Source organism: Gimesia panareensis (assembly GCF_007748155.1).
In the GTDB taxonomy this organism is placed as follows: Bacteria; Planctomycetota; Planctomycetia; order Planctomycetales; family Planctomycetaceae; genus Gimesia; species Gimesia panareensis.
Genome location: NZ_CP037421.1, coordinates 4,713,576 through 4,726,540, shown reverse-complemented (window position 1 = coordinate 4,726,540; position 12,965 = coordinate 4,713,576). Strand labels below are relative to the sequence as shown.

Annotated in this window: 9 protein-coding genes and 1 tRNA gene; 7 read left to right on the top strand and 3 right to left on the bottom strand. The window is 51.2% G+C overall.

Annotated features, from left to right (window positions below):
- The first annotated feature begins 1 nt into the window (after nt 1).
- From Enr10x_RS17485 to Enr10x_RS17465, 5 genes are all read left to right on the top strand, one after another.
- On the top strand, nt 2-1,300 hold the full coding sequence (locus Enr10x_RS17485; protein ID WP_145110604.1) for a DUF1501 domain-containing protein: 1,299 nt from the start codon (nt 2-4) through the stop codon (nt 1,298-1,300).
- 170 nt (nt 1,301-1,470) lie between these two features.
- Nucleotides 1,471-2,811: a sulfatase-like hydrolase/transferase gene (locus Enr10x_RS17480; protein ID WP_232093035.1), complete on the top strand. Its 1,341-nt coding sequence runs from the start codon at nt 1,471-1,473 to the stop codon at nt 2,809-2,811.
- A gap of 24 nt (nt 2,812-2,835) precedes the next feature.
- The gene (locus Enr10x_RS17475) at nt 2,836-4,254 is read left to right on the top strand and encodes a neutral/alkaline non-lysosomal ceramidase N-terminal domain-containing protein (protein ID WP_145110601.1); all 1,419 of its coding nucleotides are present in this window, start codon (nt 2,836-2,838) and stop codon (nt 4,252-4,254) included.
- Between the two features lie 24 nt (nt 4,255-4,278).
- Nucleotides 4,279-5,070, top strand: a complete 792-nt coding sequence (locus tag Enr10x_RS17470) for a 3-keto-disaccharide hydrolase (protein ID WP_145110598.1) — start codon at nt 4,279-4,281, stop codon at nt 5,068-5,070.
- 73 nt (nt 5,071-5,143) lie between these two features.
- Nucleotides 5,144-6,172 carry a nucleoside hydrolase gene (locus tag Enr10x_RS17465; protein WP_145110595.1) on the top strand — a complete coding sequence of 343 codons (1,029 nt, stop codon included), beginning with the start codon at nt 5,144-5,146 and terminating at the stop codon, nt 6,170-6,172.
- Nucleotides 6,173-6,217: 45 nt separating this feature from the next.
- Here the strand turns inward: Enr10x_RS17465 and Enr10x_RS17460 are convergent, their stop codons facing one another.
- The gene (locus Enr10x_RS17460; protein WP_145110592.1) at nt 6,218-6,817 is read right to left on the bottom strand and encodes a response regulator; all 600 of its coding nucleotides are present in this window, start codon (nt 6,815-6,817) and stop codon (nt 6,218-6,220) included.
- Nucleotides 6,818-7,699: 882 nt separating this feature from the next.
- Between Enr10x_RS17460 and Enr10x_RS17455 the strand changes: the two genes are divergently transcribed.
- The gene (locus Enr10x_RS17455; RefSeq protein ID WP_145110589.1) at nt 7,700-8,341 is read left to right on the top strand and encodes a response regulator transcription factor; all 642 of its coding nucleotides are present in this window, start codon (nt 7,700-7,702) and stop codon (nt 8,339-8,341) included.
- A 348-nt stretch (nt 8,342-8,689) separates the two neighbouring features.
- The gene (locus tag Enr10x_RS17450) at nt 8,690-10,378 is read left to right on the top strand and encodes a hybrid sensor histidine kinase/response regulator (RefSeq protein ID WP_145450824.1); all 1,689 of its coding nucleotides are present in this window, start codon (nt 8,690-8,692) and stop codon (nt 10,376-10,378) included.
- A gap of 63 nt (nt 10,379-10,441) precedes the next feature.
- Here Enr10x_RS17450 and Enr10x_RS17445 read toward each other — a convergent pair whose 3' ends face one another.
- Entirely contained in the window at nt 10,442-12,418 is a 1,977-nt protein-coding gene (locus Enr10x_RS17445; protein WP_145450823.1) for a PAS domain-containing sensor histidine kinase, read from the bottom strand.
- Between the two features lie 338 nt (nt 12,419-12,756).
- Nucleotides 12,757-12,841, bottom strand: a tRNA-Leu gene (locus Enr10x_RS17440).
- Nucleotides 12,842-12,965: the final 124 nt, after the last annotated feature.

Below are 12,965 nucleotides of genomic sequence, written 5' to 3'. Positions count from 1 at the left end.
TATGAAACATCAAAAACAGATCAAGCGACGTGATGTCTTACAGGCAGGGTTCCTGGGAGGACTGGGCCTTTCTTTGCCCGACTTCCTTAAACTGTCAGCCGCCCAGGCGGAAACGTCCGACCGTAAGAAATCGTCAGCGGATGCAGTGCTGTTTCTGAACCTGGCGGGAGGGGTGTCGCATCTGGATACGCTGGACATGAAACCGGAAGCACCGGCAGAAACCCAGGGCGAGTTCAAGTCGATTGAAACCTGCGTCCCGGGGCATCAGGTCTGTGAGTATCTGCCGAAATACGCGAAAGTGGCTGATCAATTCACGTTGCTGCGCGGTATTTCCCATTCCGCGGGGGCGCATCCCCAGGGGCAGTCCTGGATTTCGACCGGAAATCGTCCTGTGCCTGCGTTGATCTATCCTTCGCTCGGTTCCGTGATCACGAAAGAGATTCCCAGCCGCCCCGATTTGCCCGGCTATGTCGCAATTCCCAAGACGGAGTGGAACGCCGGTTACATGGGAGATGCTTATGCACCCTTTAAAACGAATACCGTTCCCCGACCGGGCCAGCCCTTTCAGGTGCGGGGAATCTCACTGCCCGAGGGACTGACACTGGAGAAAGTCAATCAGCGGCAGCAACTGCTCAACAAACTGGACCGTCGGTTTAAAGGGGAACAGACCGAGAGCCAGTTGCTGGATGCGCTGGATCAGTTTGGTTCCCAGGCCTATCATATGATTACTTCGAAACGGGCCCGGGCCGCGTTTGACGTTGAGCAGGAATCACCAAAGCTTCGTCAACTGTTTGCCGCGGATGAATTCAGCCAGTCAGTCTTTCTGGGCTGTCGCCTGATTGAGTATGGGGTGCCTTTCGTAACCGTGACCTACCAGGGGTGGGACACACACACCGAAAACTTTGCCGGGCATCGTCGTCTGCTGCCTCCGCTGGATGCGGGGATGACTGCAGGGCTGGAGATGCTCAAACAGAAGGGGCTCTGGGAGCGGACGCTGGTGGTGATCATGGGCGAATTCGGACGGACTCCCAAGATCAACGAAAATGCGGGCCGCGATCACTATCCGCGGGTGAACTGGTGTCTGATGACTGGAGGAGGCGTGAAGCCGGGACAGTTTATCGGCGGCACTACGAAAGCCGGTGATGCGCCGGATGACCAGACCGAGATCAAACCGGATGACATCGCCGCTACCATCTATCATTCACTGGGCATCGATCCCCTGAAAGAGTATTACACCAACACAGGACGGCCCACGATGCTGGTGCCCCATGGTCGGGTTATGCACGAACTGTTTGCCTGAACCGTACCACATTCCGGTGTGAGATTGATTTCAGTCTCTCTCTGCAGTCTAATAAAGCAATGGTGAAGTCCGCGCGTGCGTTCGATCCTCTTGTGAGTTGATCAATTATAGAACCAGAGCGACAGGCTTTGCTGAAGATAATCTGCTTTCACTGATTGAGAGGTGCGCTCTTGCTCAAATCGATACTGACCCTGTTTACGTTTCTGTGTCTGTTTCCTGCTCTGGCTGTGGCTGAGAAAAAATCAGAGCGTCCCAATATCGTACTGATCATGGCCGACGATCTGGGATATGGCGACCTGAGCTGTTACGGCAGCCAGAATTGTCAGACACCCCACCTCGATAAACTGGCGCAGCGCGGCATGAAGTTTACCGACTTCCATTCCAGCGGCGCCGTCTGCAGTCCGACACGGGCGGGGCTGTTGACCGGACGTTACCAGCAGCGGGCGGGCATCGATGGTGTCGTTTACGCCGACCCGAAAAAGAATCGGCATCATGGTCTGCAGAAGACCGAAGTCACACTGGGACAATGTCTGCTGGACGCAGGCTATCGGACGGGGATGTTCGGCAAATGGCATCTGGGCTATCAACGGCAATACAATCCGACCTTTCGCGGCTTTCAGCAGTTTGTGGGGTATGTCAGCGGGAACGTAGACTATTTCGCGCACCTCGATCAAACCGGCGTATTCGACTGGTGGCATGGTCCAGAACTCAACCGGGAGGAGCAGGGGTATTCCACACATCTGATTACTGATCACGCTGTCAAGTTTATTCGTGAGCAGCACGAGCAGCCTTTCTTAGTTTATATTGCGCACGAAGCGGTGCACTATCCCTACCAGGGGCCGCATGACAAACCGATGCGGAAAGAGGGGGGCGGTGAGATCAAAGCTGCCAAGCGTCAGGATATCGCGAATGCCTATCGGGAAATGAATACCGAAATGGACCAGGGCATTGGCAAAGTCGTTTCGGTACTCGAAGAACTGAACCTGACCGACAATACATTTATCTTCTTCCTGTCGGATAATGGGGCTAACAATAAAGGTTCCAATGGTGCGTTGCGCGGCTTTAAAGGGAGTGTCTGGGAGGGCGGCCATCGCGTGCCGGCCATCGCCTGCTGGCCGGGGCAGATCCCATCAGGAACGGTCTGTGATCAGACGGTAATCAGCATTGATGTCATGCCGACGATTCTGGAACTGGCACGAGCCCGCGTTCCCGCAGGTCATCAGCTGGACGGCGTCAGCCTGGCTGGGTTATTAACTGAGAAAAAACAACTGCAGCCGCGAAATGTTTTCTGGGATTACAATGGTCGCTCTGCAGTCCGCCAGGGACCATGGAAACTGGTGTTGAATCAGGAACGCAAAACACCGGTGGCGCTGTTCAACCTCAAATCAGATCTGTCAGAATCACAAAATCTGGCTGAAGAACAGTCTCAGCGTGTTACCAAAATGCAGGCCGCTTTTAAAGCCTGGAAGAAAGATGTCACACAGTCCGCGACGCCTCAACCGGACAAATAATCTCACTGTTACAGGAGTCTTGTCATGTATCGTCTGCTGCTGACGTTCACTTTGTTATTCTGTCTCCCGCTGTCGGTCGCTGATGCAGCCGATGAACAATTGCAGGCAGGGGCGGCAAAGGTGAATATCAATCCACCGAAGTACCCGGTTTCCATGGTGGGGAGCTTTCAGGACCGGCAGGCGACCTCGGCGCACGACACCTTGCACGCGCGGGCGCTGGTGTTACAGAGCGGTAATACGAGAGTGGCGTTTGTGGTCTGTGATATCTGTCTGATTTCACGGGAAATTTTTGATAATGCGAAAGCAATCGCTTCGCGGAAAACCGGGATTCCCACCAGTCACATGCTGACCTCTGCGACGCATACGCACACCGCTCCCGCGGTGACACGGCTGGCACAATGCAAACCGAGCCCTGAATATGTGCAGTTTCTGACAGAGAGTATTGCGCAGGCGATCATCAAAGCCGAGTCACAACTGGCCCCAGCTCAGATTGCCTGGACGGTGGTGCCGGAACCGGGGGAGGTCAACAATCGACGCTGGTATGTGAAAGAGGGAGGGATCAAGCCCAATCCGTTCGGGAAGACGACCGACAAGGTGCGTATGAATCCACCCCGGGGGAGTGACCTGTTGATCAAACCGGCTGGTCCCACGGATCCGGACATCTCCATTCTGTCAGTACAGCACACCGACGGGCGACCGCTGGCGCTGCTGGCGAATTACTCACTGCATTACGTGGGAGGACTGCCGCCGAACCAGGTCTCTGCCGACTATTTCGGCGAGTTCGCACGACAGATCAAACAGCGACTGGGGGGCGATGAGACATTTGTGGGGATCATGTCCAACGGTTCCAGTGGCGATATCAATAACATTAATTTCAGAGAACCTCGTCCGCGGGCGGGGGTGTTTGAACGCATTACTGCGGTCGCGAAAGTGATTGCAGACCGGACTTACCAGGCGGTCAAGTCGTTGAAGTACCGCAGAGATGTCTCGATCGCGATGGAAGAACGCACGCTGGATCTGGGGATCCGCAAGCCGAACGCGGACGAAGTCAAATATGCGAAACAGCTGCTGGACGAGGCAAAGAATCCAGAGCATCTGACGACTAATGAAGTCTATGCCCGCGAGACATTGAACATTGATCAGGGACCGGCCAGCGTGAATCTGAAGCTGCAGGCTTTACGGATCGGCGACCTGGGGATCGTGGCCATTCCCTGTGAAGTGTTTGCGGAGATCGGTCTGGAGATCAAACAGAAAAGTCCACTGAAGCCGACTTTTGTGATTGCGCTGGCCAACGGCTATAACGGTTACCTGCCGACACCGGAACAACATCTGCTGCAGGGATACGAGACCTGGCGATCCAGCTGGAGTTATCTGGAGGTGGATGCGTCAGTGAAAATCACAGAGCAGGTGCTGGCAATGTTAAAACAATTGACTGACAAATGAAATAAATGGAACTGAGGACTCAAAATGAATGTATTACAGCCGAGAACGATCCTGGCCTGCTTGTGTGTGTTACAAATCTGTTCGTGGGGATGTGCCGCAGAGCCTGCGATTCCGAATCAGTTGACTAAACAGGAACAGCAGCAGGGCTTTGAGCTGCTGTTCAACGGGAAAGACCTCAAAGGCTGGGAGCAGAGCGGAAACTGGCAGGTCCAAGATGGGGTGATAACCCGTTCCGGTAAGGGAGGGAGTCTGACCTATGGCAAGCAGCCTCTGCCGGATGACTTCGAACTGATGTTCGAATGGAAAGTCGGTGCGGGGAGTAACAGCGGTATTTATTATCGTCCGGGGCAATACGAGTATCAGATTCTCGATAATCAGAAGCATGCGGATGGGAAAAATCCCCGCACGAGTGCGGCCTCGCTCTATTTCTGCATGCCTCCCTCAGAAGATGCAACACGTCCGGTGGGCGAGTGGAATCAGGGACGGATTTACTGTAAGGGGACGGTCATTCAACACTGGTTGAATGGCAAAAAGGTGATTGACTTTGATTACACCGATCCCCGTTATGCCTGGCACGTGGCGTTATTAGCCAACCGGGGTGGACGGCTGTCAGACCGGGGAGCTCCATTGTTTCTGCAGGATCATGGGGATCCAGTCTGGTATCGCAGTCTCAAACTGCGTACGATTCCCCAGGAGGAGGATGTGGTTCGCACTCCGGTAAAGCCGGCACATGTTACTGATGAAGCGATGGCTGCTGAGCAGCGCAAGTTGCAGCGGATTATGGAGAGCCGGGCGAGACAGCAGCAGAAAAAGTAGCTCGCCCATGGTGAAATGTGTCAGCGGACGTGATGTTAAAATATGTTATTCAACGAAATGAATGGTTAACGGAATGAGTTTCAAACAGATTTATGGAATTGTGCTGGCTCTACTGCTGATCTCCGGCAGCGCTGTTGCCAGAGAACCGGTGCGAGTGATTTTCGATACTGACATCTCCGGGGATGTGGATGATGTACTCGCACTGGCCATGCTGCATACCCTGTCTGATCGGGGAGAATGTGATCTGCTGGCTGTCACCATTTCCAAGATCAACCCGTTAACGGGACCGTTTACCGATGCTGTGAATACGTTTTATGGCCGTGGTGAGATTCCGATCGGGGTGACACGGGATGCCCAGCGTCGTGAGAGTCGCTATCTGAAACTGGTGAATGAAAAAGAGGAAGCGAAATGGCGCTATCCGCATGATGTGCTTTCCAACGAGGATTTACCGGACGCGGTGACCGTATTGCGTAAAACACTGATGTCGCAGCCCGATCATTCTGTGGTGCTGATCCAGGTTGGGCTGGCAGCAAATCTCGCCGATCTGGTGGAATCGGGGGCGGATGAGATCAGCCCTTTGAGTGGTGCGGAACTGGTCCGGCAGAAGGTTCGCCTGGTTTCCGTAATGGCCGGGGCGTTTGAACCGATCGACGGAAACCGGCATTTCCTGGAAGCGAACATTCGGAACGGAATCAAATCGATGCAGCGGTTTGTCCGACAATGGCCCCGGGAGGTGCCTGTGATCTGGAGCGGGTTTGAAATTGGAATCGCAGTTCGATACCCCCGTGAAAGCATCGCCCGGGACTTTGGTTACCGGAAGCATCATATCGTCCGGGAAGCCTACCTGCTGCACAGTGGTCCTGAGCATGATCGACCCAGCTGGGATCTGACCAGTGTACTGTATGCGGTACGACCGGAGGACGGGTATTTCACACTCTCCGAACCGGGACGGGTGACCGTTGAGGATGACGGTTTTCTGAAATTCCAGCCAGTGGAACTGGGACGGGACCGTTACTTGAAGATGAATCAGGAGCAGATGATCCGCGTTCGCGAAGCATTGCGGGATCTGGTCAGCCAGCCTCCCGCACAATGCCGACAGTGATCTTTCTTAAGTCTGACTGGAATCGCAGAGCGATCGCAGGCTGCCTTATTTGCTGGTCTTGCGGGTGACCTCTTCCAGCAGAATATCGATCGATTCGCACATTTCCTTTTTGAGCGCATGCAGACTGTTCTGCATGACGGCCAGTCCATCAATCCGCTTGGGGCTCGGCCTGGACTCTTCTGTGGAACTGGAAGCAGCAGCCATGACTGGTTGTGGCTCCACTGGCTCAGATTTTTTTTCCTGACCGCGCACAGAACCTTTCAGCTTACTGACCAGCAATTCCGTATCGATCGGTTTGATCAGCAGATCTTTAAAACCGATGGCTAAGGCATCGCGTGTCAATTCTTTCATCTTGGGAGAAGAGGTTCCGTGTTCCCGGGTCACCATGAGAAAAAAGTTGAGTGGCGGTATCACACCTTCATCATTAAAACGTTCGATTTTCGAAGCAGCTTTATAGAGATCGATGGCATTCATCGAAGGCAGGAAAAGGCTGGTGAGCACGGCATCAACGGAAAAATCTGTTTTCAGAATGGCGAGTGCTTCTTCCCCGCTCTCTGCGGCTACCGTGTCAAAATTGTGGCGGGACAGTTTCTGGTTCAAACTCTGACGTATGAACCCGATTTCATCGACAATCAGTATTTTCATTTTACGTTCCTGCTGTGAATTAAAATCATTCGCTTTTCGCTACTTGATTTGGGGGTCTGTCACTTAATCGTCTATCGCCCTCTCGAAATAAAATAAAAATGGAGGATATTACCCAATTTCACGTAGAGTATTTACCTCAATGTTGAATCAGAAGTTTAAGATGGGTAAAACGTATGGAATAGGGTGTGTATACGTGGTATATTTATATGTATTACAGCCAGATTCATGCCTCTGACTCCAATTCAGGAAAGTTGCCAATGAAACGAGTTAACTTAGAACGGTCATTCCTGTTTTAGCCAGCATTCCTGATATCAGGTTTCCCGGGAACGTGATTTTTTGCTGAATGGTAAGGCTTTTTTTTGAGACTGATGGATTTCAGTCACACTATGGATTTCAGTCACACTAATAAAGCAGAGTTCGAGACGAGGGATCGTCTCCTCAGACCTCCATCCCCTCACCCATAAATCTACTGTCAATCGGTCACTCGGTACTCGTCTATGCGCTGATACAGATCCACACTGAAATTTGGTACCGCTTGATCTAGTTAAAAAAATCTGCAAGTATCTCTGTTTCAAAAACTTGAAGAAAATGATGAGCTCTTGCCTTTGTTGATTACGAGTAGATAGAGGATATAAAGATAATAAAGTAAACATAGGCTGCAAGCGCAGTTTGGATTCCCGGTGGGACGGAGACTCTGATCATCCCGGGATTCTCCGATGTTGTCCTCAGAGGAATCACGACTCACACCCTGGGTTTGATGAATTGTGATTTGGCGACACGGAAAACATCCTGCGAGGTGGTTGAAATTGAGTGCATTGTTTCTACGACTCTAATCGAGATGCGTTAACAACTTAGGAAAGCCACACTTTATTAGAGGACCGAATGAACGATTTTGTTGTGTATGTGATCGATGATGATCTCGACGTACTGGATTCAATTGCAACACTGCTCTTAACTTCTGGTTACGATGTTAAAACGTTCGATAATGTGTATGCTTTTCTGGAATCGAATGAAAATACGATTCCCGGTTGTATTTTGATCGATCTGGTGATGCCGGAAATCTGCGGAATTGAATCGATGGAACTGATTCGCAAGCAGCGTCTGTTTTACCCAGTGGTGATGATGAGCGCTTATGGAGATATTGAGAAAGCGGTATCTGCAGTGAAGTTAGGTGCCTGTGATTACCTGGAAAAGCCGTTTGAGAAAGACAAATGCATTAAAGCGATCGAATATGCGAAATCTCAACTGGACCAGGATGGAAATCTGACTGATGCGAACAGTCAGGAATATCTGAGACTCTATCAGGGTTTAACCCGTCGTGAAAAACAGGTCTTTCATCTGATTGCAGACGGACAGGCCGGAAAACAGATCGCGAATACCATGTCGATCAGCTATCGCACCATGGAAAAGCATAAAGCCAATGTTTTGAATAAGTTGGGGATCTCAAGTGCGACGGATATTGTGCATATCCTGTATAAAATCAAAGACCTGCCCGGTTATCAGAAACATGAGAATGGCAGCTGACATCCTCTCCTGAATCGTATTGTTTTGAGAAACTGATTCAGATCGAAGCCTGTACCTGACTTTACAGATCAAAATGTCTTTTGCACCAAAGTCAAGTCTGTGCACGCTAACCCTCATTCCTTCAAGCCTTTATCCCCCGTGTCCTTGAACTGATTTGTATTATCTGGCAGGCCAATGGGGGGATTCCCCCATCGATTTTGATCAGTCTAAAGTCGATAAAACGCGATATCAGGATATTTAACTCAAATCAGTGAGTGTTAAGAAACAGGGGTCTTTCGCAAGCTGAGCTATTTGAAGGGGAAATTGTAAAAAAGCGTACTAGCAACCTGCCAGACTGAAGGGCCTGTAATGACATCCAGACAAGTGAAATCCGTTGAGCATCACTTTGCCGAACAGCTTTTAAATATGAGTCTTGATGCCTCTGTCGCTGTCGATGAAAGTGGCGATATTTTAGCTGCCACGAAATCAATCTGTGATCTGTTTGGATGGAAGCGTGAAGACGCAACAGGGCAGAATATCCGTCATCTGATCTCAGAATCCAGTCTGGAACAGTTCGATCATTATATTGTCGAGTGCCTGGGAGCTGAAACCGGGCCGTCACAAAACATGATGGGAAAACGCAAGGATGGTTCCTGCTTTCCCATTGAGCTGACCCTGCGGGAGGTTGATGATCCCCAGGATCAGATTCATTTCATTGGTGTTTTCAAAGACATCAGCGAGCAGCGAAAATCGCAAAACAAGCTCGACGAATACGTAGAGCGGCTCAAGCAGTCCCGCAGAGAGATGAAGCGTAAAGACTTTCAGCTCAAATCAGCTATGAGCATCGTCGAGCGTGCCAATCAGGCCAAAAGTGAATTCCTGGCCAACATGAGCCATGAAATACGAACACCCATGACGGCCATTCTGGGCTATACCGACATCTTAAAGGAAAATCCCGGTAACCATGAGAACCTGGAGCTGATCGAAATCATTCAGAACAATGGTTCTCATCTGTTGCAGGTCATCAATGATATTCTGGATCTTTCCAAGATTGAAATGGGAGACTTTGAAGTCCGGAAAGTGAGATGCTCGCCCATTCGAATTCTTCAGGAAGTGATCGACGAATATCAGCCCCGGGCATCACAGAAAGGACTCAGTCTGCAGGCACACTATCAGGAGTCTCTGCCGGAGACGATCCAGACGGACCCGGGCAGATTGAAGCAGGTCCTGGCGAACCTGGTCAGTAACGCAGTTAAGTTTACTTCAGAGGGGCGGATCGAGCTGGAAGTCCGCATGTGTTCTCAATCCCGGCAGGATCGAATTCTGCAGTTCAGTGTTGCAGATACGGGAATCGGGATTCCTGCGGAAAAACTGAAACATATTTTTGAGCCGTTCACCCAGGCTGACAGTTCGACCTCCAGAAATTACGGGGGTACCGGACTGGGATTGACGTTGAGTCACAAACTGGTCCAACTGTTGGGAGGGAACCTGCGGGTCCAGTCGGCATTGAATCGGGGAAGCGTCTTTTCAGTGACGCTCAATGTGGGATCTGAAGTCGATCTGCAGGCGGGGCAGGAACTCGGCTTCCGGTTCAATTCTGAAAACGCGGACAGCGGGCTCTCAGCGGAAGAGAATCTGCAGCTTCGACGTGAGAATCAGGGGACGATTTTACTGGTTGACGATACGCCGGAGATACGCCGCTTATTTACGTATCTGTTGAATAAGATGGGGCTGGAAGTGAAAACGGCATCGAACGGCAAAGAAGCTGTAGAGCAAGTGAATGCAGCCGTAGAGCAGAACAAGGCGTTTGACCTGATTTTGATGGATATGCAGATGCCCGTGATGAGCGGGTATGAGGCAGTGCAGCTGCTCAGGGAACAGGAAATTCAGATTCCGGTGATTGCAATTACTGCACACGCCCTCGTCTCTGACCGGGAAAAATGCCTCACAGCCGGATGCACGGATTATCTGAGCAAGCCGGTTAAGTTTGATGTGCTGTTTGAAATGGTTCAACGCTACCTCCCCGCCAGGGCAGTCCTGCAGCTGAATCATACCTGAGAATTTGCAGGTTGAAAGGGCAGATCGAGAGGCCTTTTTCTCTTCTGGCAAGCAGGAGGGTACTCACTCCGGCAGCTTCTGGGAGGCTGGGAGCTGGATGTAAAAGCTGGCGCCTTTGCGTGTGTTGGGGAGAAACCACATTTTCCCGTCAGCAGCATGGATCAGCGAGCGGCTGAGTGACAGACCGATCCCGAGACCGGTTTTCTTACTCGTGGCAAAGGGAGTGAAGAGCTTGCTTCTGAAGTGTTCCGGAACGCCACATCCGGTATCCGAGACAGAGATCTGAATCATTTTGTCCGGAGTCGACGTGGTTGAAACCGTCAGTGTCCTGGGAGAGGGCATGTGTTCCATGGCTTCTACCGCGTTTTTGAAGAGGTTCACCAGAACCTGCTCGATCTGCACGCGATCCGCATAGACGGTTGTGAATTTATTCTTATAGCAGGTTTTGACTTCGATCTGTTTCAATCGAATCTGGTAATTGATCATCTGTAGTGCGCTACGGATGCTGTCATGAATGTTGAAGAGAAATCGCTGCTGCTGTTTCTGTGAAAACGCTTTCAGCCTGCGGATGATTTCTCCGGAACGCAGAGCCTGCCCCTCAATCTTGTCGCGCAATTCACTGACATCGTGTCCCTGTTCCATCAGGGTTTTCATGGCACCGCAATAATTGGCGATTGCCGTCAGAGGCTGATTCAGTTCATGTGAGAGCCCGGCGATCAGTTCGCCTTTGACAATCAGTCGCGAGACGTGTGCCAGTTCGTCCCGGTATTCCTGAGCAATCCGGCTGGCTTCCTGTTTTTCTGTGATATCCTGTATGGTCCCATACATCAGCTGACTGCCTGCCTGTGGATCTGCTTTCAGGCCTGCCTGCAGATGAACGTGACGGACTTCACCCTGGGGACGGACAATGCGGTGTTCGAAGCTGAAAGGCAGATTATTTTCCAGCGTGTTGGTAATCACGCGGGCGACCAGTTCGCGGTCTTCTTCATGAACCATTTCCATGAAAGTCTGAGTGGTAGGCAGCAAGTCAGGATCTCCCAGGCCCAGAATGCGGTAGATTTCTTCTGACCACCAGAGCGAGTTCTCACGCGGATTCCACTCCCAACTGCCGATGTGTGCCTGACGCTGTGCTTCGGTGAGTCGGGCATGCACGTGTTGTAGCCTGATTTCCGCGGTTTTTTTCTGGGTAATATCCTGAATGATCACCAGCAGCTCTTCCGGCTGGCAGGGTAGCAGCCGGGCCTGAAACCAGCGTGACTGCTGCTGCAGTTCGAGTGCGTATTCAAAGGTGGTGGCTGCTTCTGATTGGATCGTTTCCTGAATCGCTGATTCAAACTGACTGGCGACAGCGGGGGGAAAGATTTCGTAGATGTGTCGCTGCTGGACCGTTTCGACCGCCAGAAAATGATGCTGGTTTTTTTCATTCACAAAACCAACTAAAACTCCCTGGTAATTGAGATGGAAATAGAGGTCCGGATTGACTTTCAGAATGTTCTGCAGTTGAGTCGACTTCTCTGCTTCCCGTTTTTCGGCGGCCAGACGTTCTGTGATATCCACAGCAGAGCCAATCAACTGGATAATCTCTCCTGCGGAGTCATAGAGTGGACCAAAGGTGATATCCAGATCGATGAACCGGTTCTCCGACAGTCGCGCTGTCGTGTCGTAGCGGATGGTTCTTCCCCGGGCAGCCTCGCGGAGCGACCGTTTCAGTTTTTCCTGCACGGCGGCGGAATAGGACCACCAGTAAGTTTCCCAGAACGGTTTCCCGATCACATCAGCAGGTTGCAGACCGGCTGCTTCCAGTGGTGCCCGATTCGCTTCCTGCAGAATTCCGTCGAGCGAATAGACGCCGACAAATACAAACAGGCTGTTGAGAATATCCCAGGTCCGTTTAACCGACTGTTGCAGTTTCTCGGAAGTCTGTTTGTGTTGAATGATCTCCTGGCTCAGTTGCTCATTGATCTGAATCAGACTGGCGGACTGATTCAATGCGCGCAGGTGGTCATGCTGCTTGTCATACCTGATTCTGGTAAATTCCATTTGCTGGTTGCACGTCCTGTACTGTGATTCAGAGCGCTGGTTCAATTCGAATCGACGTCCAGCGTATCAGGTCACGGCTATCTCAATCTGATCCGTTGCCTTGGAATCAGCTTGAAGAGAGCTCATTTCAGTGGAAATATCAGTTCGGGACAGAACCTGATTTCATATATGCAGAGCATTATGTCTGGTTTTGGGTTTTTGATAAACCCCGATTTATATAACGGATCAGAGCCAGTGCCCGGATGCAGTATATGGTGAAGAATCAGGAAACACGCGAAGGAGGGATCGCAGACAACGTCAGATCGGATGCTGCAATGAACAGGAGGGAAAAACAGTAATAGCCGAGGCGGGACTCGAACCCGCACGCCCTTTACGGACCTGGGATTTTAAGTCCCATGCGTCTGCCAATTCCGCCACTCGGCCATGACTTTAAGAGTATATAGATTATTAGGTTATGTATTGCAAGCGAGAACCGGAAAATCGAAGGCTCCGGGGCCCTGCCAATTCCCAACAGAATGATTTGATCGGGTTCCACAGCTCTTCAGCT